Raw genomic sequence first — 25822 nt, forward strand, 5'->3', positions numbered from 1 at the left:
CAGATTTGTATGCTGTTTATAGAATGCACTAAATTTTAGTTCATATTTATACAATAATGTTGAGTAATATATTTCAGGCTCTAGAGGGTTTGGGCCTTACCGCACAAAAACGTGCGATCCATATTCAGTTTTCCAATCAAAAATTAAATTCGCAGGTTTTTCTGCAACGTATTGATGCTCAACATGCATTGAATGTAGGCTTTAAAGCAGAATTGATCTGCTTGTCGACCAATGCCACTATTCCATTGAAACAATTTATTGGTAGCCAAGCAGCGATCGATACCGTCACTGATCAAGGTCAACTCACCCGTGTCACAGGGATTATCACCCAAGCCTTGCAAGGGCAGTCGGACGGTAGTCTAACTTTATATAAACTGACTTTAGAAGACCCAACTGCACTGTGGAAACAACGCCGTAACAGTCGCGTGTTTATGAATAAAAGCGTGCCTGAGGTGGTAGAAATCATCTTCAAAGAGTGGCAACAAAAAAGCCCCTTATTCGCTTCCAGTCTGACATTAGATTTGACTGGACTGAGTCAGGACTATGATATCCGTCCCTTTATCATGCAGTCTATGGAGGGTGACTACGAGTTCCTTACTCGTTTGCTACGTAGCGAATCGATTAACTGGCTCATTGACGAAGCCGAGCGCACTGTTGCACTCAGCAGTGCTGCTATCCAAGCACAAAAACTACGTCTGATTGATGACAATAGCCAATACCAAGCGCTAGACAGAAGAACGATTCGTTACCACCGTAGCAGTGCCACAGAACAATACGACAGTATGACCAGTCTGATTGGGCAACGTTCACTACAACCTAGCAGCGTACATGTACAACGTTGGCAGGCTGATGCACTAGAACAAGAAGATGGTGCAGGCAGTGTACAAAGTACACATAAGCACAGTACGCAATACGACAATGCCAGTCTTGGCCTAGAACAAGCATGGCATTTTTCACCCGCATGGATGCAAGACCTCAATGGTGAAGATGGTGCAACCCCATCGAGCAATGCCCAAATCGAAAAGCTGAATCGGAACTTGGGTCAATATTATGACTTACAATCCAAACAGTTCGTGGCGAAGACTACCGTGCGTGATACCCATGTGGGGTACTGGTTTGAACTGGCAGAACACCGTCGATGAATGGGGACGGATTAAAGTCCGCTTTCTGTTTACCCGCAATGAAGATCACAGTCACGATGGTGGTGCAGGTGCCAATGACAACGACACCGATTCAGCGTGGGTCGATGTCCTAACGCCTTGGGCAGGCGAAGGCTATGGAGCCCGCTTCCTGCCACGAATCAATGAAATTGTGGTGATCGACTTCTTTGATGGCAATATTGATCGACCATTTGTTGTAGGGCGTATTCACGAAGCCCAACGCAGCCCAACCAAATTCGACAATGCGGGCAAGCTGCCAGACACCAAGAAACTGGCAGGGATCAAATCTAAAGAGTACCAAGGTGAAGGCTATAACCAACTACGTTTTGATGACACCACAGGGCAAATCAGCGCACAACTACAAAGCAGTCATGCAGCGAGCCAACTCAACTTAGGTAAACTGAGTCATCCTAAAGCAACAGCAGAAAGTGAAGATCGAGGTGAAGGGTTTGAGCTGCGTACCGATCAATGGGGTGCGGTCCGAGCTGGCGAAGGTTTACTTGTTTCCACGCATAAGCAGGATCAAGCGCAAGGTGAACACCTCGATGCTCAACCTGCCAAGCAACAGCTAGAAGGCAACCAGAGCAATGCCAAGGCACTGAGCGAAGTGGCTAAGAACCAGCAGACTGATGAGATTGAATCCGTTGAACAACTAAAAGCATTTTTTGAATCGCTGGAGTCTAATATTGCCAAATTTAACAAGGCTGTTCTATTACTCAATTCTCCTGAAGGTATTGGCCTAAGTACTAATGAAGATATTCATTTATCTGCTGATGGACAGATCAATCAGTTTGCGAGCGACAGTATCAATCTAAGTACACAGAAAAACCTGATTACACATGCTCAAAACCGAATCAGTCTGTTTGCCGCCCAGAATGGAATTAAACAGGTCGCAGCAAAGGGTAAGTTTGAAATCCATGCTCAAGGTGATGGAATAGATTTACTTGCCAAGCAAGGCATCCAGATTATCTCAACTGAAGATCGTATTGAGATTACCAGTCCGAAAGAAATTGTGATTACTGCGGGTGGTTCTCAGATCAAGCTGAATGGTTCGGGGATTTTCCCAACCACTGGCGGCAAGTTTGAGGTGAAAGCGGGTCAGCATTTGTTTATGGGTGGGGCGAAAGTTTCTGCTTTTCTTCCAATGATGCCTAAATTAGGTGGATATAACATCGCTTTTGATGCAAGGGATAAAGAGACGAATGAAATTTTAGCATTTACTGATTATGTTTTAGTCAGCGATTCGGGGCAAATGCATTACGGTAAAACAGATGCCTCAGGTAAAACAAAAACAATTTATTCAAATCGTCCCGAGAGTTATACATTACAAATTTTAAATAAGATGACAGTGACTGACTTTAGTCATGATGAGGAGACAGAATAAAATGGCAAAATATAGTCAGCCTCATATTGCACAGCTATTCGTTAGTGAAGTACCAAAACATTTAACAATTTTGCAGTACCGATATAGGGTTACAATCAAATCTCCAGATAAAAAGAGGAACTCAGTTTCTCAAAAGTTATCATTTATGAAGTCGGCAAAGACAAATGTTATAGAAGTATTGGATGATCAAGAGAAGGTACAAGTTGATATTTATTTAAATGATATTTGGATGGGTGGTTATATTCTTCGGCACTATAAGAAAGATGCAAAAATTGCATATGATCAAACACGTATTAAATCTACGACAGCACAAAACTCTGAAAGTCCAAATCACATAAAAGAGGTGAAAATTACACAAGATGCGGAAGTGGGATGGAAGCTGATAAAGAAAGAGCAAACTTTTGATGAGTTATTAAGAGAAATCTATAAAAAAGTACCAAATCATACTGAGCGAGATATTTTTAGGCATGCCAATGCTCACCTTAGCGATTTACAGGACTTAAATTTTAGTAAAAAAATCAAACCAGGTCAGATTATTCTTATTACAAATAAAAAGAGTTCACCTGAATTAACAGAGTATAAAAAGTTAGCATTAGAGGCTGAAAGAATATTTCAGTTTTTATGTACGCAGAATGGATTTGACCCAAAATTCTTTGCAAATAATTTTGAACTTTTAATGGATTATATAGCTTTAGCACAGCAAGTTCAGGTTGCTAGAGTTGAGTATCTTAAAACGGTGGAAGGACATAAAGAAAGCTATTGTGGTGATATTTCCCTGAATAAAAAAGTTGAATCTGCTAATGCTGCGGCTATTTATTCAGATCAAACTAAACAAAAGATGGATGATCATAAGCTGCAACGGCTAAATAAAGATTTGTTAGCCAAATTGGATAGTGATATAGCTGCACTTCAAAGAGCCTATAGTGTAGAAGCTCAAGGAAAGACCAAGCTTAGTAACCCTAAGCACGATGCTGATTTTAAAAGGAAAAACTATCATTTATATCAACGTATTGAACAAACGATTGCTGGTAATTTTGTTCAATTACAAGACAATAAAGAGTTTGCAAAAACACTAAAAAATGTTGTAAGAGATACATCAGGTGTAAAAGCCCCAGATTTTATGGGGGGATTAAAGCTCAATGTTAAAATGATGGAGACGATTGGTCGTGCAACTATAAGCCTTAAACTTGGTATGAAATTAGTGTTGTATTTTTATATCGCAGAGTCTGCTGTAAAGGTTTATGGTGCTTCTCAAACTGGCGATACAGCTTATACGGTTAAAGTAGCAACAGTAGAAACTGCTAATATTGTTGGTGGAGTTGGAGGAGGAGTATTAGGTGCTTGGGGGGGGGCAAAACTTGGAGGGCTTATTGGAGCAAGAATAGGTATGGTGTTAGTACCTGTGACGGGCGGAACCTCAATTGCAGTTGGTGGAATTATTGGTGCAGGTATTGGTGCAGTCTTTGGTGGAGTTGGACTAGGTTTTGCTGGCAATTATGTTGGTACATCAAAAGCTAGAGAATATACTGGTGTATGTGAATAGATGAATTTTATGAATGAGATTTTAATTGCTTTTAAAGAAATAGTTGATAGGAATACCATTTTAACCAACATAATGTTTTTAATGTTTTTTTTAAGTTTTATTATATTAATTGTTTTACATATTTATAATAAAATTTATGTTAGTAATCATAAGAATGATTTTTTGGATTTATTTTTTGGTAAACAGAATGGAGCTGAATTTACGAAGGTTGGTGGTGATGTATTAGTTATTGCATACTGGTTTACAACTTACTATTCAAGCTATAAGTTTTTTTCTATGAAAGTTTTTTTTCCATCATTGTATGATAAGGATAATAAACCATTATCAATTATGCCTAACACATATAAGGAAAATATTGATATATTTGAATTAAAGCATAAGAGATGGTTGGTTGTTAATTTGGGATCAATCTATTTAGCATTAATATTTTTTATTTCTTTTCTTGTTTATGGTTTATTTTTTTAAAAATATTCTTTAGTTTTTTTTCTTTCTGGGTGTTGTTTGTTGGGTCGTTAACTTATTTTCTTGTGTTTGGAATATTGAGTTTGTGTGAAGATGGTTTTCTCTATTTTGTTTATTGTTGAGGTTGTTTTTATTGAAGTTTAATTTTATAGTGCGAGGTGGTTTTTTTGATTTTATCAGTAATAAAAGAAATGGTCTTTAATAATAGTCTTTTGCTTAATGCAATTGTTTTTATTGCTATTTTTAATATGTTTTTGATGCTTTCTACATACATTTATAATAAAATTTATATAAAAATTTATAAAGATGATTTTTTTGATTTGTTTTTTGGTAAAGAAAATGCTTTAGTTTTTAGAGAGGTTGGTGGGGATTTGGTTGTTGTTGCATATTGGTTTTTAATGCGTTATTCTTTTGAGGTTTTTTCAGCAAGAAAAACACGATTTCCTTCTTGTGAGGATGTTTTAAATAAACCATTTTACATGACACCTAATGCTTATAAGGAAAATATTGATTTATTTAAAATCAAAAGAAATGGTTGGTTGGTTGTTAATTTAATTTCATTATATACAACATATTTTCTTGCTATTTTGTTTTTGCTTTATTTGGTTTTTTTTGAAATTTTTTAATTTTTTTATGCTGGTTTTTTTTGAAGGATTAATAAATATTAGAGTTAGAGATGTTATGGTTACTAATGATATATTTCTTGTTTGTGTTTTTTTAATTATTCCTTTTGGGATTTGTTTGTTGTTATTTACATATATTTATAATAAGATTTATATTAAAAAAAATAAGAGAGATTTTTTGGTTTTTTTCTTTGGGGAGAGAGGCGGAGAAGATTTTTCTAGAGTTGGAGGAGATTTGGTTGTGGTTGCTTATTGGTTTTTAATATATTACTCAAATTATAAAACTTTTTCTGCAAAGTTACACTTTCCATCTATAAATGATGAAAAAAATAAACCAATACCAATTATTCCAAATACATATAGAGAGAATGTGAAGGTGTTTGAAGAAAAACATAAAAGTTGGCTATTAATTAATCTTTCCTCCTTATATTTAGGTTTTGTTCTTGGGTCTATATTCTTAATTTATGGTTTTTTCTTTATGGATTAATAAATGAGATATTTTATTTTTTTATCAATTTTATTAGTGAGCTTAACAGGTTGTGATGTACAAGATAATAAATTTGGTGGGGAAAGCCAAGGTATTAATCTTGATTTAACTAAAATTGATAACGTTGTAAAAAGTAAAGACAATAATGAAAAAATAAAATATTTTAATGCTTTATTGATTGAGGCTAAAAATAATAATCCTATTGCGCAAAATTTAGTGGGGTGGTTTTTGAAAATGGATATTTAAATCAAAAGAAGGATATTGAAAAATCAATATATTGGTATGAAAAGGCAATAAAAAATAATAATGGAGTGGCTGAAAACAATATGGGGAGTTTGTATGCTCATGGTAATGGAGTTAAGCAAGATTATGAGAAAGCTTACAACTACTATAAGAATGCAATGAGTAAAAATGTACCTGAGGCTATTAATTCAATCGGCTTTATGTATTTTAATGGTTTCTATCTTGAAAAAAATCTAAAAAAAGCATGTGAATATTATGAGAAATCAGCAACTTTAGACTATGGTTTAGGAGCTGCAAATACCGCTAATTGTTATTATGAAGGCTGGGGGGGATAAAAGATAAGCATAAGTATTTTGATTATTCTCTAAAAGCTGCTGAAAAAAATTATGCACCGTCACAATTTAATGTTGCTGTTATGTATAAAAAAGGAGAAGTTGTTGATAAGTCAATTGAAAAATCTGTGTATTGGTATAAAAAAGCAATAGAGAATAGTGAACCTCGTGCCGCTTATAATTTGGCGTCGTTATATGAAAAAGGTGATGGAGTAAAACAAGATTTTGATCTTGCGTATGCCTATTACACTTTAGCAAAAGAGTTTGGATTGGATGTCGCTCAAGAAAAATTAGATAAGCTCACTACTAAAGTGAATAAAGAAAATATTAGAATTTTAAAGAATGATGGAAGTATACAAATCGCAGTAGATCAACCAGATGGGGAATGGAAAGTTTATGATGAAGAAGAGGTTGGTGGGTTGGAAAATCTACAGAAAAAGAAATAATGGAATTTGTTATTAAGTTAACATTTTTTCATTTCTTATCAATGTAAAGAATGGAAAAATTATATTACAAGTTTTTTGTGTCTTAAAGCGTCTCTATTAAACACACTCCGTAAAGACCAACTTTATAGTTTAAGCGTTGTTTGTCTGCATGAATTTCTTCATTTTCATATGAGGTTAAACAAGGACGTACAACAATGAAAAAAGCACTGCTTCTCTTGGGTTCAATGGGTGTCTTGGCAAATACACCAGTCTGGGCAGCCGATTTCAGTATCGGGGACCCGAAAACACAATCGGGTGAACTGAAATTGACAGGCGCAATCCGTACCCGCTATATCCATAAAGACTATATTGTCGAAGCCAATGAAGGCTCTAAGAACGATGACTGGCGACTGGCTGATATCAAAGCGGTACTCAGTTATGAAAACCCAGACTGGATTGCATCGATGGATGTGCGTTGCTACCAGTATGACCGCTTATGTGATGCGCTGTTTTTAAAAGATGCTTGGGTAGGCTATAAATTCTCGGATCAGCAACGGTTGACAGTCGGTTTGCAATCGGTTGATTTTGGCTTTGGGCGACTGTGGGGCAATAGTTATTATGAAACTTTGCTGAATACCGTTGGACTGGAAGATATCCAAAACCTTGGGGTGAAATACCAGTTTAAGGATAATCTGTATAACCTCATTCTCGGTTTTTACCCGACTGATGGTGGTAATTACAAAGGCACCTCCAAGGACTCCAGTCGCTATAGCGGTAACTTTGTGCGAGCAGATGATCTGACCCAAGGTACCGATATTGATGAAAAGAATATGTGGGTGACGCGCTTATCCCGAAAGTTTGATATCGATCAATCGCAGAATTTCTCCACGGAAATTGGTGGCTCTTACTGGTATTCGGAATTGGGAAATAACCGAACCAATAAAGATGGGCATCGTAGTACATGGAGCATTTTTAGCACCACCAATTATCAGGCATGGCAATGGTTGTTCTTGGCAGGAGAGCAGGACATTAAAAATGCAGATGACCTTTTGCCAAAAAGTTCGACCATTGGCGCATTTGATTATCCTTATCAAGTGGCCAACAAAGGCAAATATATGGCCAATGAAATTAACTACACCTTTGCCAAGCCTTTCCATCAGTTAGAAAATATTAAACCCTATGTCTCGTATAGCCGTTTTTATAAAGATGAATCAGGCTATCAAGATTCGGATCGCTTAATTGCAGGTCTGTATTTTAACTATAAAAAAGTCGGCATACAGGGGGAATATATTTGGAGTCGAAATGACCCAATGACGGGCAGTGGTGTGGACGGCCTTGCTCAAGGTGAGAGCAATCAATGGAATAAATTGTTCTATTTATCCTTGGGTTATTACTTCTAAATTCAGCGAAGAAAATGAGCCAGTCTGTTCGTCATGGACTGGCTTTTTTCTTTTAGGCGGTTCTTAAGATCAGTGCCCCGATTAAAATGATGCAGGAGGAGATAATCCTTACTGCATTGATGCGTTCTTTTAGAATAAAGATTGAGATCAGCGTGGCAAATAAAATTGAGGTTTCTCTTAGTGCGGCAACAATCGCAACAGGTGCAAGCGTCATCGCCCAAAGTGCCAAACCATAAGAAAAAAATGAACCGATTCCACCAATTAAACCGAAATGCCAATTATGTCGAAAATACTCACCCATCTGGCGATATTGTATTTTCAGGGCAAAGATAAAAAAGATCAGTCCTGAAAGCACGAAACTCCATAGGATATAGGCAATGGCTGATCCTGCAAGGCGAACGCCATGACCATCCAGCAAGGTATAACCTGCAATCAGGACGGCATTGACTAAGGCCAGACCAATGCCTTTGCGTCCTGTTTGGGGTGCAGCCAAAATCATCGATAAAATGCCAACGGAAATAGTGATGATGCCCAGCCATGCATTGAATTGTAGTTGTTCATGCAGTAACAAGCTGCCTAAAACGGCCACAATCAGTGGTGCTGTGCCACGCATTAAGGGATAGGTCAGACCCATATCCGCAACGCGATAGATTTTTGCCACCATGCCAAAATATAGAATTTGTATTGCCGTTGAAGCCAGAATATAAGGCCAGCTATCGTGATGCGGCATGGGGAAAAAGGGCAGCAGTAGTGCGGCTAAAACTGCTGCGGATGCAGTGACCAATACCGTGGTTAAAAACTTATTTGTACCCGCTTTTACAATGGCATTCCATGTAGCGTGACATGTCGCTGCAAGTAAAATAAGGCCAAATATTGCCGTGCTCATAGGCTGCCTATTAATTCATGATCTTGCTAATGTGCATGATGTGGTTGAAAAAAGAAAGCAGGCAGCTTAGCGCGATTATAGAAATACTTTCTCGGTATTTGGATTGATCGGCTCAATTGGTTGGATCAGCTGACCACGGCTTAGATTCTGAATATGCTGTAAACGGTTGATCAGTTCATTTTGAATAAACAGGATACAGGTCTGTAGTTTAGATGAGCTTTTTAAACGTGAAGGATAAACTGCCCAAACATCGGCATCTTGCCAGTATTCAGGCAAGATATGCTGTAACTCACCGCTAATCAATTCATCCGCCACATCCCAGATTGAACGTAAGATAATGCCACGTCCTTCAATCGCCAATTGATGAATAATTTCGCCATTATTGGAAATGAAGCGCGGTGTGACATGCACTGATCGATCTTCTGAAGGATGGCGTAATTTCCATAAGACTGAGGATTGATCACGCTCACTGATGGTCAGGCAATCATGGTTGCGTAAATCTTCCAGACCTTCAGGCATGCCTTGTTGCTGTAAATAGCTGGGGGCTGCACAGAAAATTCGGAAATTGGACAGCAGTTTTTTGGCAATCATATTCGGGGCAATTTCATTACCAATACGGATATCCAGATCAATGCTGTGTTGAATCAGGTCTTTGGTGTTGTCGATGGTATCAAACTGAATTTCCAGTTTGGGGTACATGGTCATCAATTTAGACAAGATGGGCGCAACATGTTTACGGCCAAAACCGAAACTGCTGACAATGTCGAGATGACCTGTTGGCGTGCTTAAGGGGTTATTCACCAGCTCACTGATTTCATCAAATTCATCCAGAATATTGGAGACCCGATCCAGAATCAGTTTGCCATCTTCGGTCAAACTGACATGACGGGTACTGCGATGGAACAGTTTGCAGTTCAGATTGGTTTCTAAAATATTGATGCGTTTACTGATAAATGCAGGTGAAGCACCCAGCTCCTCAGCTGAATCGACAAAACTCTTGCGTTTGGCGACTGTGCAAAAAACCTTTAAATCCGATAGGTTAGGTAGATTATTCACGATCCGTGTCCATTGGGGTGATAGTTTTCTTATTGATCATTGTTACTGAAAACAGCATGTTTACAGCTAAGGATATTAACCAAAGGTGTAAGGGAGCGTTATGGCAAAAAAGTATAAAGTTGCCACGATTGCAGGTGATGGGATTGGTTTAGAAGTTCTACCAGAAGGCATCAAGGTTGTAAAGGCAGCAGCAGACAAATATGGCATTCAAGTTCAAATGGATAGCTTCGATTGGGCCAGCTGTGATTACTACCTTGAACACGGCAAAATGATGCCGGATAACTGGTTTGAAGTTTTGCAGCAATATGATGCAATCTTCTTTGGTGCGGTGGGTTGGCCTGAAAAGGTGCCTGATCACATTTCACTATGGGGATCATTACTCCAGTTCCGCCGTCGTTTTGATCAGTATGTGAATTTACGTCCGGTTCGGTTAATGCCTGGTGTGAAATGTCCACTGGCTGGCAAACAACCAGGCGATATCGATTTTTATGTGGTGCGTGAAAACAGCGAAGGTGAATATTCAGCGATTGGTGGTAAAGCCTTTGAAGGTACTGATCGTGAGTTCGTCTTGCAGGAAGCGGTGTTTACCCGTCATGGTGTCGATCGCATTTTAAAATATGCGTTTGAATTTGCCGATCAGCGTGAGGCTAAAAAAATCACGGCTGCAACCAAATCCAATGGCATTGCCGTCAGCATGCCGTACTGGGATGAACGTGTCGATGAAATGGCAAAACACTATCCGCAAATCAAGGCAGATAAACAGCATGTCGATATTTTAGCGGCACGTTTCGTTCTACAGCCTGAGCGTTTTGATGTGGTGGTGGCATCGAATTTATTTGGAGACATCTTGTCGGATCTAGGTCCTGCATGTACAGGAACGATTGGTTTGGCGGCTTCGGCAAACCTTAACCCTGAACGTAAATTCCCGTCATTGTTTGAACCTGTGCATGGTTCAGCACCCGATATTTACGGACAGCAAATTGCCAATCCGATTGCAGCGATCTGGTCTGGTGCGATGATGTTGGATTTCTTGGCAGATGGAGATGAACAAGTCATTCAGGCAGGGCAGGAAATTATGCAGGCGATTGAGCATGTGTTGGTGCATGGCCCAAAAACGCCTGATGTTGGTGGCACTGCTAAGACCTATGAAGTGGGTGATGCGATTGCATCCTGTGTGACTGAGCAAAAAATGGATTTATTCGCGATGGAGTAGATACCCCTGAGGGAATAGTCACTATCCGAGATGGATTGAATAGATATGGATAATCAAATTACAAAGCCTTATACAGATAAGACGCTTGCGATCACCAGTCTTGCCGTTGTATTTACATCGGTGGCTGGTCTGGCAATCTACTCATCTGAATCAATACAACTGGCAGCAAAATGGATGCAATGGACCACGTCGGTGTTTACCACGCCAGTCCTGTTATTTGCTTTTTTATCAATTATTTTTACCTTCGGTTTGGCCTTTAGTAAATACGGCAAAATCAAGCTCGGCGAAGGTAAGCCCCAATACAGCACCATGTCATGGATTTTCATGTTCATTCTGTCGGGGATTGGGTCTTCAACCTTGTATTGGGGATTTCTAGACTGGGCTTATTACTACCAAACACCGGGTTTGAATTTAGCCCCTGAATCGGCGGAAGCCCTTAAATACAGCGTGGCTTATTCTTTCTTTCACTCAGGTTTGAGTGCATGGTCGATCTATGCCTTGGCATCGATTTCACTGTGCTATAGCTACCATGTCAGAAAGAATAAAGGCTTGAGCTTAGCGTCAATGGTGGAAGCGGTCACTGGCTTTAAAGCAACGGGACCTGTTGGACGTGTGGTCGACCTGATGTTCTTGCTGTGTATGTTTGGTGCCTTGACCATTTCACTGGTTTTGACTGCGGTCACGTTTACCAACATTCTGTCGCAGCTCACGGGTATCCCGAATACCTTCATGACCAAAGTCATTATCATTTTAGCAGTATCGGTGTTATTTGCACTCAGCTCTTATGTCGGTATGGATAAAGGCATGCAGCGTTTGAGTCATATGGTGTGCTTGGGTGTGGTGCTGTTTGCGATCTATGTGCTGTGCTTTGGCCCAACCCAGTTTATTATGAATAATTCATTGATGAGTTTTGGCCTGATGGCGACTAACTTTGTCGATATGAGTCTGTTTACCGATCCGATGGGAGATGGAAAGTTCACCCGTGAATGGACCGTGTTCTACTGGTTATGGTGGATTTCTTATGCACCAGGTGTGGCGTTATTTGTAACTCGTGTCTCCAAAGGACGCACCATTAAAGAAGTGATTCTTGCCATGGTCATCGGTGGTAGTGTTGGTTTATGGTTCATCTTTGGGGTGTTTGAAAATTATAGCGTTCACAGCTTTATTCACGGCATAGTCAATGTTCCACAAATCTTGAGCCAGCAAGGTGGTGAAGTGGCAATTGGTCAACTGTTGGGCTTATTGCCAGCAGGCAAGCTGATGATGTGGTTGTTCCTTGGCATTATGGTGATTTTCCTTGCAGCACATATGGATGCGGTGGGCTATGCGGTTTCTGCAACCTGTACCCGTGGTTTAAGTGAAGGGCAAGATCCATCTCCGAATGCGCGTTTGTTTTGGTGTCTGATGTTAACCCTGGTACCGATTGCGATGATTTTCTCTAAGGCACCTTTAGACACCATGAAAACTGCCACCATTGTGACTGCTTTACCGTTTATTGTGATTATTCTGGTACAGACCTATGGCTTGGTGAAATGGTTGATTGAGGATTATTCCAAAGTGCCATCACATTTGATTGAACAGAGCAGTTTTAGTGACTTGGAAGCGCTTGAGCATACTGACCCAAATCAACAGATGCAGATTGATATTGCGGCAACCGCACTGGCACATAAAAGCAGTCAAAAGGAATTGTTATGACAGCACAGCCGAACATGCGCTATGGGTTAAGCGAAGAAATGCAAAGTCTGGTGTATTGGAGCAGCATTTATTCAGCAGCGGATAACGATATTGATTCAATTCGTGCAGCCTATGATGCCATGTGCCTGCATTACACCTTGCCACGCGATGGCACGGTGAATATTGAAGATAAAACCATTACGCATGCCACTCAGCCCGTCAATGTTCGGTTGTATTCACCATTGGGCCAAGTACCAGCGCAAGGTTGGCCTTGCGTGCTGTATCTGCATGGTGGTGGCTGGATGGTGGGGAATCTAGATTCACATGAATTTATCACCCGCTATTTATGTCGTGATCTGAATGTTGCAGTACTGAGTGTCGATTATCGGTTGGTGCCAGAACATCATTTTCCAGCCGCTTATCAAGACTGTGAAACGGTCTATCACTGGCTCCGCGCGCATGGCGCAGACTGGAACATTAACCCTACACAGATTGTATTAGCTGGCGACAGTGCAGGAGGAAATTTAGCTGCGGCATTGGCGGTTCAGTTACAACATACAGGCGTGCAGGCACGTGGTCTGGCTTTGATCTATCCATGTTTGGGCAGCAGTTTTGATACCGCATCTTGCCAGCAGCATGCAGATGCACCGTTACTGACACTCGAGGAAATGCATTATTACTTAAACGAATATGCACCGAATGCAAGCGATTGGCAGGACACACGTTTAGCACCACTTTTGGCAGAAGATTTCAGTGATATGCCACACAGCTTTGTTGCGGTGGCGGAATATGATCCGCTGTGTGATGACGGACGTATTTTTGTGGACAAGTTAAAGCAAGCCAATGTTGCAGCTGAATTTTATCTCGGCAAAGGATTACTGCATGGCAGTTTACGTTTAGTACGGGACTGTCCTGTAGTACAGGATTTATATCAGCACATGCTGAATTCGTTAAAGCAAATGTTCAAGTGATTTGAACATCAGCCAATTTTGATAAAACGGTCGTTAGGACAAAACAGTTTAATGGAGTAAAACCATGAATGCAGTTGAAAAATTACCAGAAGATTTCTGTTCAAACCCAGATGTGGCATGGACGTTTCCAAAAGTGTTCTATACCTCATCTCAGGTGTTTGAGCGTGAAAAAGAAGAAATTTTTGCGAAAAGCTGGATTTGCGTAGCACATGGCAGTGAAGTTGCCCAAGCCAATGACTATATTACCCGTAAGGTGATTGGTGAAAATATTATCGTGATTCGCGGTAAAGATAGCGTATTGCGTGCATTCTATAATGTCTGTCCACATCGTGGACATGAGCTGTTAAGTGGCAGCGGCAAAGCGAAAAACGTGATTACTTGTCCGTACCATGCATGGACCTTTAAGTTAGATGGTAGCTTGGCACTGGCTCGTAACTGTGATCATGTTGAGTCTTTTGACAAGCAAAACTCCAGCATGGTGCCATTAAAAGTTGAAGAATATGGCGGTTTTGTCTTTATCAATATGGATGAAAATGCCACTTGTGTTGAAGATCAGTTGCCTGAATTTGCACAAAAACTGAATGAAGCTTGTGCGGTAATAAAAGACTTGAAACTGGCTGCACGTTTCGTCACAGAAACACCTGCCAACTGGAAAGTGATCGTGGATAACTATTTAGAATGTTATCACTGTGGCCCAGCGCATCCTGGTTTTGCTGATTCTGTTCAGGTGGATAAATATTGGCATACCACGCATCAAAATTGGACGCTGCAATATGGTTATGCACGTTCTTCAGAGAAGTCATTCAAGCTTGATCCATCGGTTAAAGATCCGACCTTTAGTGGTTTCTGGACGTGGCCTTGCACCATGTTTAACGTACCACCAGGTGCAAATTTCATGACCGTGATCTATGAGTTCCCAATGGATGCGGAAACTACTTTGCAGCACTATGACATTTTCTTCACCAATGAAGAATTGACTCAAGATCAGAAAGACCTGATTGAATGGTATCGCAATGTCTTCCGCCCTGAAGACCTCGAGCTGGTTGAAAGTGTACAACGTGGTTTAAAATCACGGGGTTATCGTGGTCAAGGGCGTATCATGACCGACAAGCAACGTTCGGGAATCAGTGAACATGGTATCGCTTATTTCCAGAATCTTGTTGCGCAACACCATCAATAATTTTGTCTCAGGTATTAGATAAGGGAAGTGTGGCAAACGATAAGGTCACACTTCGCTTCAATCGATAGGAACATGACATGTCAAGTTTGCAAGCAAGTCCGTTATTTCAACAACACGGATTGATCAATGGTCAATGGGTGAATGCACAATCCGATATCACCATTCCTGTCACCAACCCTGCGACAGGTGAGGAAATTGGTGTCATTCCGAATATGGGTGCAGCAGAAGCCACCGAAGCAGTCGAAGTGGCGTATCAGGCTTTAGCTGCATGGAAAGGATTAACGGCACAAAAACGTGCAGACCTGTTATTGGCGTGGTATCAACTGGTTTTGAGTCATGCTGATGAGCTGGCACGGATTATGACCATTGAGCAGGGTAAACCCTTAGCCGAAGCTTTGGGTGAAGTGAAATATGCAGCTTCATTTATTCAATGGTTTGCTGAAGAAGGTAAACGCGTTTATGGCGATGTGATTCCAACCACCAATAGCCAGCAGCGTTTTATTATCACCAAAGAACCTGTGGGTGTAGTTGCCGCAATTACGCCGTGGAACTTCCCGATTGCCATGATTACCCGTAAAGCAGCACCTGCGTTGGCTGCGGGCTGCACCATCGTGATCAAACCTGCTAATGAAACCCCATATTGTGCACTGGCAATTGCCAAGCTGGCTGAAATGGCTGGCATTCCAGCGGGCGTCATTAATGTGGTTACAGGTAAATCGCAAGACATTGGTTCAGTATTTACCAGTCATGAAAAAGTTAAAAAACTGACCTTTACCGGTTCTACACCTGTCGGTCGTTTATTGATGCAGCAATGTTCAGACACCATTAAAAAGTTGGCTCTAGAACTGGGTGGTAATGCACCACTCATTGTCTTTGATGATGCCGATCTGGATAAAGCGGTACAAGGCGCAATCTTTGCCAAGTTCCGTAATGCAGGGCAAACCTGTGTTTGTGCCAATCGAATCTATGTACACGACAAGGTTTATCAGGCTTTTACCGAGAAATTTGTGCAAGAAGTACAGAAATTCAAAATCGGCAATGGTTTAGAACCGAATGTACAGATCGGACCGTTAATCAATGACAAAGCGGTTTTGAAAGCAAAACAGTTGATTGATGATGCTTGTGGCAAGGGTGCCCAAGTGGCGTGTGGTGGTCAACAGCACTCACTGGGTCAGACCTTTTTTGAACCAACGGTTTTGACAGATGTATCGCGTGATATGGACATTGTTCAGGAAGAAATTTTTGGACCCGTTGCGCCATTAATCCGTTTTACCGAGGAAGCGGATGTGGTGGCACAAGCTAACGATACCATTTTTGGTTTAGCCGCTTATGTGTATAGCGAAAACATTTCACGGATTTGGCGTGTCGCTGAACAGTTGGAATATGGAATGGTCGGAATGAATTCAACTGCTATTTCCAATGAAGTGGTGCCATTTGGCGGGGTAAAACAATCGGGTGTGGGGCGTGAAGGTTCTAAATACGGTTTAGAAGAGTTCATGACCATTAAATATATGTGTTTAGGAATCTAGGGACACTGTGGATTGGGCTGTTTTCGAGGACAGCCCAATCCACAATATGCACTTAAAATTAGAAAATGCTGAGATGAGCAGCATGTGGTAAAGAGGATTTAGACATGGCTAGTCATTATGAAATGTTTGCATCGGTGGTCACACGCGTAGAGCAACTGACTCCGCTGATCAAACGATTTACATTTAAACGTCAGGACGGACAAAATTTCCCTCAATTTAATGGTGGCAGTCATATCATTGTGAAAATGAATGACCAGCTATCCAATGCCTATTCACTGATGAGCTGTGCTCAAGATCTATCGACGTACCAAGTGTGTGTGCGTAAAGATATTGAAGGTAAAGGTGGTTCAGTCTTTATGCATGATCAGTGCAATGAAGGCTGTGAGATTCTGATTTCTGAACCGAAAAATCTGTTTCCATTGGCGGCAGATGGCGAGAAACATATTCTGATTGCGGGTGGGATTGGCATCACCCCGTTTGTGCCGCAAATGGATGAGTTGGCTGCACGTGGTGCAGATTATGAATTGCATTATGCCTATCGTTCGCCAGAGCATGCAGCACTGTTGGAAGAACTCAAACAAAAACATGGCGAACATATCTTTAGCTATATTGACTCAGATGGAAAATGTCTGGATCTGGACCAACTGATTGGCGCTCAACCTAAAGGCACGCATGTCTATGTATGTGGGCCTAAGCCAATGATTGATGCAGTGATTGATCGTTGTAATTACCATCGTTACCGCGATGAATATATTCACTGGGAACAGTTTGCATCTACCGTACCAGAGGAAGGTGAAGCATTTACGGTGGTGTTGGCAAAATCCAATCAGCAAGTTGAAGTTCAAGGCAATCAAACCATTTTACAAGCGATTGAACTGCTCAATATTGATGTGGAATGTTTATGTCGTGAAGGCGTATGTGGTACTTGTGAAACCACAATTCTGGAAGGTGAGGCAGAGCATTTTGACCAATATCTCAGTGATGATGAAAAAGCATCACAGCAGTCGATGATGATTTGTGTATCGCGTGCCAAAGGTAGAAAATTGGTACTCGATCTTTAATATTAAGCGTTGATTTTCACATAATAAAAAAGCAGCCTAAGCTGCTTTTTTATTGATATCAAACATTGATTCAGATTTATTTTTTCCCTTTCTTGGTTTTTAGATATTCCTGATAGGATTCCTCGGCAAAGCGTCTTAAGGAATCTCCAATTGCGGCATATTGATATTCATTCAGGTTGGCCAATGAAGCACGGGCAGAAGGGTGCTGTACCCCAAAGCCTGAACCAGGTAAGAGCACTACGCCTGTTTCATCCGCTACACGGAATAGGAGTTCGGTTGGGTTCTTGTTTTTCATCACCCAATCCGCAAAATCATCCCCATACAGTGTTCGAGAGGTATTTTCCAAGTTGACCAAGGTATAGTAATCGACTGAGTTTGGATCAGCAGGAACTTCAACGCCTAACTGTCGGTACAGTGCAGCATCACGCTCACGTACCACAGATTTAACCGCCTTCTTATAGTTCTGTTGCGAATCCATCATATTGAACAGGGCAAACAGTACCATTTGCACTTGTTGTGGTGTAGAAAGACCAGCCGTGTGATTTAGTGCCACATTACGGCTATCCGCGACCAGACGATCAATGAATTTAATCTTGGCTGGATCGGTGGTTAATGAAGAATAACGTTCTTCCAATTCCTTCTTGTCTTTTTTAGAGAGTGCCGCCAGCTTTTGATCTAGAATATTATTGTTGGAGAGGGCAATCACCCCGAGTCTCCAACCTGTTGCCCCAAAATATTTCGAGAATGAATAGACCAAGATGGTATTGTCTGGGCAGATTGCAAACAGTGATTTGAAATTATCCGCAAACGTACCGTACACATCATCGGTCAGAATAATCAGGTCAGGTCGTTTTTTAACGATATCAGCCAAAATTGCCAAGCCTTCATCGCTGAGTTTTACCGAAGGTGGGTTACTTGGATTCACCAAGAAGAAGGCTTTAATCGATGGGTCTTCCAATTTCCGTAATTCAGATTCTGGATATTGCCAGTCAAGCTTCGGATCAGCTTCGATCAGGACTTCTTCAAGCTGATAGTCATTCAGTTTAGGAATTTCCAAATACGGTGTGAAAATGGGTGCACCAATCGCGATACGATCACCGTTGGCAATAATTTTATTCTCTTTTAAAGAGTTAAAAATATACGCCATTGCTGCCGTTCCACCTTCGACCGCAAACAAGTCTAAACCTTCTTTCGGCATGCCTTGGACGCCCATTTCACGCAGGATATATTCTTTGATAATCGATTCGCTAATGCGTAGCATGCGGTCTGGAACGGGGTAATTACAGCCTAAAATTCCCTCGACCATCTCCAGTAAAAAAGCATCTGGATCTAAACCAAGCTGATCTCTGACATAGGAAATGGCTTTACCTAGAAATACCACGCCAGGTTTATCCCGATTGTGCATAATGAAGTTATCGAAACGTGATTGCAAACCGACAGGGCGAGGAAAGCCCCCTAGACCTTCTGGCATGTAAGAGAAAGAGAACTCTGATTCTGTTGTTGAAAACAGCCCCAATTGGAAGAATGCTCGACGTGGAACCGTGGCTAAAAAGTTTGGATTTCCGCGCCCTGCATTGAGCATCATCCTGTCTGTTTTGCTTTGAGCAAGCTCAATTAAATTGTCTTTTAGTTCGAATGGGCTAAGTTTTGAGTATTTAGAGTAATCAACGTTCCCCATGGGAAGTCTCCTTAATTATAGTGACGGCAATAAAATTTTGAATATGGATGTTAAGCAAGGCCAACAATCAGTGGACCAAGTAAGGTTAAGAATACGTTTGCCAAGGCATAGGTGATTGCAAAAGGTACGGTTGGAATCGAATTTCCGGCCTTATCTAAAATTGCACCAAAGGCAGGGTTGGCACTACGGGAGCCAGATAAGGCACCTGCCATAACGGCAACGTTGTCATAACGCAGTACATAACGTGCGAAAAGCATGGACAGAATTAGTGGTACCAGTGTGACCACGACACCAATCATAAATAGGGATAGACCACTGTCTTTAATCGTTTGAATGGCTTGTAAACCAGATTGCAAACCAACCGCAGCAACGAATCCTGCAAGACCTAAATCTTTAAGCAGTTGGGAGGCGGCTAAAGGCATGTTGCCATGGACTTGATTACGGCTGCGTAACCAACCAAACAGAAGACCTGACAGTAATGCACCACCACCTGCACCGAGGGTCAGAGGAACATCACCGATACGAACCACAAACAAGCCGATCAATAAACCGACGACCAAGCCTGCACCGTGGAAAATCCAATCGGTCTTTAAACTTTCTGGCAGTGCTGTGCCTGCTTCTTTGACTAAACGATCAAGATCACTTTTAGTCCCATAAACGGTGATGACGTCGCCTTGATGTAAAATAGTGTCATCACTCAACGTTTGGGTTTCATCGTTGCGTTTAATTGCAAGCACGTAAATACCATGCTTTAAATAAGCTGGGGTGTTGGCTTTGATATCGCCTAAACTACGATTGATATATTTGGAATTTCTTAGGATGACATCTGTCGTATCCATAATCATTTCCATGCCTTGTGAGGACTGTAACTCCGTGCCGATCTGTTCTGAAACAGCAACCACACTGGCACGACGGCCTACAAGCAATATCACATCATCGGTTTGTAGAGTCAGTTCTGGTGCAACATCAATAAATTGATCTTTGCGCTTTAAGCGTTCGATGGTGATACTGGTTTGCTTGGCTTCAAGCTCGGCAACAGTTTGCCCATTAGCTTGTTTAACTTTATAAATACGCCCTACAATTTCAGGCATTGCAAGCTCTTGCCCCGGTGCTAATTCAAAAGCACCCTTGAGACGTTCTGACTGGGCTTTTAATGCATCATCATGAATTTCTTTACCCATAAATTTGGGCAGAATGTTCACACAAACAATAATGGCACCCAACGAACCGAAAATATAAGTCACGGCATATCCGATCGCGACATTGGCCTGCAGTTTTTGAATCTCAGCCAATGGTAGGTCGAGTCTGGAAATCGCATCCCCCGCAGTACCTATAATTGCAGATTGGGTCATACCACCTGCTGCCAGTCCTGCGGCTAAACCTTTGTCTAAGTGGAATAACTTTGCCATGACCAATACAGTAATTAAACCACTGACTGCCATGAATACTGCTAATAGGATTTCTTTTATCGATTGTGGGCCCAATGATTTAAAAAACTGTGGACCACTTTCAAAACCAACAGCATAAATAAACAATGCAAACAGAATCGCTTTGACGCCATTGTCTACTGGAACACCGATGAGACTGAGTAGCACTGCAACAAGTAGGGACCCTGCTACGCCACCGAACTGAAATTTTCCGAATTGAAACTGTCCAATCCAGAAACCTATTGCCAAGGATAAGAACAATAAAATCTCTGGGCTATGTTTTAATTCGCCTTGTAACCATTCAATCATTTTTCGATCTCACTTTTATTATTCGATCTATCTTTAGGTTTGAAATTTATTTATTTTTCATGTTTTTTTAAGATACCCCCTAGAACTAATCCGTGCAAATTCTTTGATTTTATTGTGTTTTTATTATTTCTTTCTAAGTTGCTAGAAAAACTAAACTTTTTTATTTTAAAATGTTTTTATAAAAACTTAACTTAACGAAAGATAAAATAAAGTTACACAAAGAAACAGGTTTAAATTTGAATGATTACAGGTTGTTTGTGTTGTTTAAATAATTTTAAATTAATAAATAAGTTTTAATAATTAATGATTAATATTTTGATTTAAAATGATTATTTTTCTTATTAATTACAATTAATGATTGGATTTCAAATAATTAAAAAATAAATTGTATTTTTGTAAATTACATTTAAAAAACAAAATTATAAATAAAGGGTTACTTGAAGTTACCAAGGGGTTGATGGGTTTCTGTTTATATTTTATTCAAACTAAATACTTTAAAAATATACATAAAACCATAAGGTGAAATAATCATGAATAAAGTCTATAAACTGGTGTGGAATGCTTCAATAGGTGTTTGGGTTGCGGTATCTGAGCTAGCTAAATCCAAAGTAAAATCAAAGACAATTAAAGTTTCAGCTGCTGTCATACTGGTCAATTTTACAGTGGGAATGGGGACAAGCTATGCTGATGACGTGATTCAAGGAAATAATATACAAGTCGTTACAGATAATAGTGATCCACTGAATATAAAGCATACGATCTCTACATCGGATAATGTTGTATTTAAGAATGTTACCGTGGGTTCGGTGGTAGTTGATAGTACAAGCAATAAAATATCTGGATTGAGTGATGGGGTGAATAATGATGATGCTGCAACTTTTGGGCAGCTGAAAACTGTTGATGATAAAGTCAGCCAAAATAGTTCAGATATTTCATCATTAAATTCGAGTGTTTCAAAAAACACAGGGGATATCTCTACATTAAACTCGAATGTTTCAAAAAATACGGATGATATTTCTTCGCTAAATAATCGGGTTACGGTCAACGAGGGAGATATTGCAAACTTACAATCATCGGTCGGTGGAATATCAAATCAGACGTGGAAAATTCAAGCAAATGGTGATGCTGCAAGCTCGGTAAAAGCCTTAGACACGGTTCAGTTTTTAGATGGTACAAATATCGCCATTACCCGATCAGGCAATAATCTGACTGTTGATACAAAGCCAGAAGTTAGTTTTGACAAAGTTACAGTCGATGGCGTTGTGATCGATAATGGTCAAATTACAGTGACTAAAAATGCCACTGTAGGTTCTGGATCGAAGGAGGTCGTGACTGGTGATCAACTGTATAAAGTTGAGCAAGATCTCCTAAATGCTGGGATTGAACGTGCTAAATACTTTCATGCAACTTCAGTTTTAGATGATTCTGTCGCTGATGGAACAGACTCCGTGGCAGTGGGGCCAAAAGCTGTTACCAATAGTGCTGCAACAGATGCAGTAGCGATTGGCAATAATGCTGTTGTTGGAACAGCAACGGTTGGAGGTACACCTGCTACCGATGGTATTGAGTCAATTGCGATTGGCAAAGATACCAAAGCATTAGGCAATAAAAATACAGTAATTGGGCAAGCTGCAACAACTGATACGAAGGAAATTACCAGTTCAATTGCGATTGGTGATGCAGCAAAAATTAGTGGCACTAGCACTAAAAATGCCATAGCTGTAGGTTCTAACTCTATTGCCAGTGCCGAAAATGCGAGTGCATTCGGTACAAGTGCGGAAGCTTCTGCATCGAATGCCACAGCGGTTGGTAAAGGGGCGAAAGCAGCATCTGGTTCAGCCACGGCTTTGGGCGATAGTGCAATTGCAAGTGGTGCAAATTCAACTGCACTTGGTTCAGGTGCACAAGCGAATAGTACCAGTGCAATTTCTTTAGGTGCAAATGCGGGTGTGGGTACAGTCAATAATGCAGGAAATAGTAATCAAAACCATATTGCAATTGGTAGCAGTGCAGGACAAAACATCAAAGGCAATGAAAATATTGCCATTGGTTTAGAAGCATCCAATGGGACTTCAGGCAATTATAATATTGCGATTGGTTCGAAGTCGGGGCAAGCTTCCACGGGTGAAGAAAATGTCAGTATTGGTTATTTATCCAATCAAAATGCTAAAGAAACTGACCATACTACAGCGATCGGTGGGCGCTCAATCTCTGGTCAAGCTGCTGTTGCTGTCGGTTATTTAGCGAGCGCTGATAATCAAGGTGCAGTGGCGATTGGGGCTGCTTCAAAAGTAGAAGGCATTGATGACGGTTCAGGTACAGGAACCAAGAAAAACGCAGATAATGGTGTTGCTGTCGGGATTAATGCGTGGTCTAAAGACAACAGTATTGCATTGGGTTCTAACTCAGTCGCTTCAAAAGATTTAGCGGAAACACAAACAGGCTATTTGACCTCATCTAAAACCAGTAATCAAGGTGTCATCTCAGTTGGTTCGGATGGGTCAGGAGGTGTGGCTGCATTTAACCGCCGAATTGCCCATGTGGATGATGGTGCGGATGGTTATGATGCAGTTAACGTCAGACAGTTAAAAATTGCTCAAGAAAAAGTAGGTAATTTAATTGGTGGTGATGTCAGTGTAGACAACAACGGCAATTATTCACAAATCACACTGAAAGATAATAATGGCAAGGAATATAAATACAACACCGTGGTTGACGCTTTAGGCGCAATCTCAAGTGGTGCGGTGCTTCCAAGCGTCGACAATGCTGTGACTTATACAGATGCAACCTCTAAGCAAATTAATCTAAGACCAAATACGGTAATTAGTGGTTTGGCACCAGGTAAAGTGGGTACAGATGCGGTGAATCTGGCTCAAATGCAAGAAGCCGTTGAGGCAAGCCGAGTTAAGTATATCAGTGTTAAATCTGAGGCGATTGGTAACAAAAATAATGAAGGTGCTTCTGGGGTCGATGCGGTTGCAATTGGGCCTGAAGCTATTGCCCAGAATAAAAACAGTACCGCCATTGGTTCGCAGGTCTATGCGCTTGGTGATAATGCGACCACGATTGGTTCAACAGGAACGATTGCATATGATGCAGCCGGTGTTGCGATCGGCCAGCATGCTATCAGTCGTGGTGAAAACAGTATTGTGATTGGTAAAGATGCGAAATCTGAACCACAAACCAGCAATGATAAAGTAAATGATGCGATTGCTGTAGGTACCAATGCATTGGTGACCAACAGTAAAGGAATTGCGATTGGTAAAGAAACGATTGCTCGCGGGGAGGAAAGTATTGCGCAAGGTTATGATGCTCGGGCTAGTGCAGATCGTGCGCTTGCTGTTGGGGTCAGTAGCCGTTCCTCAAGTACAGATGCACTGGCTTTGGGTACGCAAGCATCGGCATCTGGAACCAATGCTTTAGCGACAGGTAAACAAGCCAATGCAAATGCCCGTGACTCAATTGCAACTGGGACTCAAGCGACAAGCTATGCGACTAATGCGATTGCATTAGGAAATAATGCCATCTCAGGGAAAGCCAATCCGACCAAAGATGAAATTGATAATAATCTCAATTCAAATACCATCGCTATTGGTACAGATAGTTTTGCCAAGATCCAAAGTGCAATTGCTTTAGGAAATACAGCTCGAGCAACTGAAGAAAATACTATTGCAGTGGGTAAAAACAGTAAGGTAGAAGCAAAAGATGCGATTGCAATTGGTCTCGATGCTCAGACGATGGGAGCGAATGGGGTTGCTTTAGGTAAACAAGCAAAAGCAGATGGGGAAAATGCGCTTGCTCAAGGTGTTTCGGCCAAGGCACTAAATACCAATGCAATTGCACAAGGGAATAATGCCCAAGCGATTGCGGATAATGCAACTGCAATTGGTGCAAATGCTTTGGCGACAGGTAGTGCAGCAATTTCACAAGGTTTCAATGCCAAAGCGTTAAATACCAATACCATTGCTCAAGGGACCAATGCACAGGCAACAGCCGAAGGTGCGACTGCCATAGGTGCAAATACAGTTGTTAATCATAATAATGCGGTTGCCCTTGGTAATGGTTCGCAATCTGCCGATTATGTACAAACAACCAGTACGGTAATTAATGGCAAGACCTATAATTTTGCTGGTACACCTACCAATTCTTCAAGTGTAAGTGTGGGCAGTGCAGGGAATGAACGTACCATCGTCAATGTCGCTGCAGGTCGAATCAGTTCAACCAGTACAGATACGATTAACGGTAGTCAGTTGTATCAAACCAATACTGCAATTGAAGATTTAGCCAATACTGCGCTGACCTTCCAGGCGGATAGTGGTACCAGTGTACAGCGTAAACTTGGAGAAACGCTAAACGTCGTTGGTGGCGTAACAGATGCGAGCAAATTGACAGATAACAATATTGGCGTTATTGCCGATGGAAATAACAAGCTCACGGTTAAATTAGCCAAAGATGTGAAAGTCGATAGCGTTAACGCAGCAGGCACATTAATCAATAGCAATGGCCTTAGCTTTGTCGATGGTAGCGGGAATGCGATCGCAAACAGCCCAAGTATTAGCAAGAATGGAATTAGTGCGGGCAATCAAAAGATCACCAATGTGGCCAAAGGTGATGTAAATGCGACATCAACCGATGCGGTGAATGGCAGCCAGTTGAATGAAGTTCAGCAAATTGCCAATAAGGGTTGGAATCTCACCACCAATAACAATGCGGCAAGTAAGAGCAATGTTGCACCTGACGGCACTGTAGATATCTCCAATGCAGACAGCAACCTTGTGA

At 41.0% G+C, this 25822-nt stretch carries 16 protein-coding genes and 2 pseudogenes; 14 read left to right on the plus strand and 4 right to left on the minus strand.

The genetic code is table 11. The features are described from left to right. The first annotated feature begins 56 nt into the window (after positions 1 to 56). The 7 genes and pseudogenes from F3J02_RS07270 (at position 57) to F3J02_RS07300 (ending at position 8059) form a co-directional block, all read left to right on the plus strand. Positions 57 to 2544, plus strand: a pseudogene (locus F3J02_RS07270) (DUF2345 domain-containing protein). A gap of 1 nt (position 2545) precedes the next feature. Next, entirely contained in the window at positions 2546 to 4087 is a 1542-nt protein-coding gene (locus F3J02_RS07275; RefSeq protein ID WP_167247874.1) for a hypothetical protein, read from the plus strand. Between the two features lie 9 nt (positions 4088 to 4096). After that, complete coding sequence (locus tag F3J02_RS07280; RefSeq protein ID WP_167248354.1) at positions 4097 to 4552, plus strand: hypothetical protein; 456 nt, start codon at positions 4097 to 4099, stop codon at positions 4550 to 4552. A gap of 164 nt (positions 4553 to 4716) precedes the next feature. Continuing rightward, on the plus strand, positions 4717 to 5175 hold the full coding sequence (locus tag F3J02_RS07285; protein WP_228284333.1) for a hypothetical protein: 459 nt from the start codon (positions 4717 to 4719) through the stop codon (positions 5173 to 5175). A gap of 55 nt (positions 5176 to 5230) precedes the next feature. Continuing rightward, positions 5231 to 5659, plus strand: a complete 429-nt coding sequence (locus tag F3J02_RS07290; protein WP_228284334.1) for a hypothetical protein — start codon at positions 5231 to 5233, stop codon at positions 5657 to 5659. Between the two features lie 3 nt (positions 5660 to 5662). Further along, a pseudogene (locus F3J02_RS18800) lies at positions 5663 to 6680 on the plus strand (tetratricopeptide repeat protein). Positions 6681 to 6874: 194 nt separating this feature from the next. Further along, positions 6875 to 8059, plus strand: coding sequence for a porin (locus F3J02_RS07300; RefSeq protein WP_167248355.1), 1185 nt, complete (start codon positions 6875 to 6877; stop codon positions 8057 to 8059). A gap of 52 nt (positions 8060 to 8111) precedes the next feature. Here F3J02_RS07300 and F3J02_RS07305 read toward each other — a convergent pair whose 3' ends face one another. Together F3J02_RS07305 and F3J02_RS07310 are read right to left on the minus strand one after the other, a co-directional pair. Further along, entirely contained in the window at positions 8112 to 8945 is an 834-nt protein-coding gene (locus F3J02_RS07305; protein ID WP_167248356.1) for an EamA family transporter, read from the minus strand. Between the two features lie 75 nt (positions 8946 to 9020). Then, positions 9021 to 10001 (minus strand): LysR family transcriptional regulator, encoded by a 981-nt coding sequence (locus F3J02_RS07310; RefSeq protein WP_167248357.1) that lies wholly within the window; start codon positions 9999 to 10001, stop codon positions 9021 to 9023. A gap of 100 nt (positions 10002 to 10101) precedes the next feature. On the opposite strand from F3J02_RS07310, the gene F3J02_RS07315 reads away from it, so the two are divergent. The 6 genes from F3J02_RS07315 to cntB all read left to right on the plus strand — a co-directional run bounded on the left by F3J02_RS07315 (position 10102) and on the right by cntB (position 17629). Continuing rightward, the gene (locus F3J02_RS07315; RefSeq protein ID WP_167248358.1) at positions 10102 to 11214 is read left to right on the plus strand and encodes a tartrate dehydrogenase; all 1113 of its coding nucleotides are present in this window, start codon (positions 10102 to 10104) and stop codon (positions 11212 to 11214) included. Between the two features lie 39 nt (positions 11215 to 11253). After that, positions 11254 to 12909, plus strand: a complete 1656-nt coding sequence (locus tag F3J02_RS07320; RefSeq protein WP_167248401.1) for a BCCT family transporter — start codon at positions 11254 to 11256, stop codon at positions 12907 to 12909. Further along, positions 12906 to 13859, plus strand: coding sequence for an alpha/beta hydrolase (locus F3J02_RS07325; RefSeq protein ID WP_167248359.1), 954 nt, complete (start codon positions 12906 to 12908; stop codon positions 13857 to 13859). The genes F3J02_RS07320 and F3J02_RS07325 overlap by 4 nt, the downstream gene beginning before the upstream one ends. A 64-nt stretch (positions 13860 to 13923) precedes the next feature. Beyond that, entirely contained in the window at positions 13924 to 15039 is a 1116-nt protein-coding gene (gene cntA, locus F3J02_RS07330; protein WP_005204619.1) for a carnitine monooxygenase subunit alpha, read from the plus strand. A 77-nt stretch (positions 15040 to 15116) separates the two neighbouring features. Next, positions 15117 to 16568 (plus strand): NAD-dependent succinate-semialdehyde dehydrogenase, encoded by a 1452-nt coding sequence (locus tag F3J02_RS07335; protein WP_167248360.1) that lies wholly within the window; start codon positions 15117 to 15119, stop codon positions 16566 to 16568. Between the two features lie 104 nt (positions 16569 to 16672). After that, on the plus strand, positions 16673 to 17629 hold the full coding sequence (gene cntB / locus F3J02_RS07340; protein WP_167248361.1) for a carnitine monooxygenase, reductase subunit CntB: 957 nt from the start codon (positions 16673 to 16675) through the stop codon (positions 17627 to 17629). Positions 17630 to 17705: 76 nt separating this feature from the next. On the opposite strand, the gene F3J02_RS07345 is transcribed toward cntB, so the two are convergent. Both F3J02_RS07345 and aspT read right to left on the minus strand, forming a co-directional pair. Next, positions 17706 to 19307: a bifunctional aspartate transaminase/aspartate 4-decarboxylase gene (locus tag F3J02_RS07345; protein ID WP_167248362.1), complete on the minus strand. Its 1602-nt coding sequence runs from the start codon at positions 19305 to 19307 to the stop codon at positions 17706 to 17708. 50 nt (positions 19308 to 19357) lie between these two features. Further along, positions 19358 to 21043: an aspartate-alanine antiporter gene (aspT, locus tag F3J02_RS07350; RefSeq protein ID WP_167248363.1), complete on the minus strand. Its 1686-nt coding sequence runs from the start codon at positions 21041 to 21043 to the stop codon at positions 19358 to 19360. A gap of 530 nt (positions 21044 to 21573) precedes the next feature. On the opposite strand from aspT, the gene F3J02_RS07355 reads away from it, so the two are divergent. Continuing rightward, on the plus strand, positions 21574 to 25822 hold a 4249-nt coding region (locus F3J02_RS07355; RefSeq protein WP_266096162.1), incomplete at its 3' end, for an ESPR-type extended signal peptide-containing protein.

The sequence above is a fragment of the Acinetobacter sp. Tr-809 genome (assembly GCF_011753255.1).
Classification (GTDB): domain Bacteria; phylum Pseudomonadota; class Gammaproteobacteria; order Pseudomonadales; family Moraxellaceae; genus Acinetobacter.

Bases quoted from the DNA above. Each gene is read 5' to 3' on its own strand.
- F3J02_RS07275 (WP_167247874.1), top strand. From the start codon at position 2,546: ATGGCAAAATATAGTCAGCCTCATATTGCACAGCTATTCGTTAGTGAA.
- F3J02_RS07280 (WP_167248354.1), top strand. From the start codon at position 4,097: ATGAATGAGATTTTAATTGCTTTTAAAGAAATAGTTGATAGGAATACC.
- F3J02_RS07290 (WP_228284334.1), top strand. From the start codon at position 5,231: ATGGTTACTAATGATATATTTCTTGTTTGTGTTTTTTTAATTATTCCT.
- F3J02_RS07300 (WP_167248355.1), top strand. From the start codon at position 6,875: ATGAAAAAAGCACTGCTTCTCTTGGGTTCAATGGGTGTCTTGGCAAAT.
- F3J02_RS07305 (WP_167248356.1), bottom strand. From the start codon at position 8,945: ATGAGCACGGCAATATTTGGCCTTATTTTACTTGCAGCGACATGTCAC.
- F3J02_RS07315 (WP_167248358.1), top strand. From the start codon at position 10,102: ATGGCAAAAAAGTATAAAGTTGCCACGATTGCAGGTGATGGGATTGGT.
- F3J02_RS07325 (WP_167248359.1), top strand. From the start codon at position 12,906: ATGACAGCACAGCCGAACATGCGCTATGGGTTAAGCGAAGAAATGCAA.
- cntA (WP_005204619.1), top strand. From the start codon at position 13,924: ATGAATGCAGTTGAAAAATTACCAGAAGATTTCTGTTCAAACCCAGAT.
- F3J02_RS07335 (WP_167248360.1), top strand. From the start codon at position 15,117: ATGTCAAGTTTGCAAGCAAGTCCGTTATTTCAACAACACGGATTGATC.
- cntB (WP_167248361.1), top strand. From the start codon at position 16,673: ATGGCTAGTCATTATGAAATGTTTGCATCGGTGGTCACACGCGTAGAG.
- F3J02_RS07345 (WP_167248362.1), bottom strand. From the start codon at position 19,307: ATGGGGAACGTTGATTACTCTAAATACTCAAAACTTAGCCCATTCGAA.
- aspT (WP_167248363.1), bottom strand. From the start codon at position 21,043: ATGATTGAATGGTTACAAGGCGAATTAAAACATAGCCCAGAGATTTTA.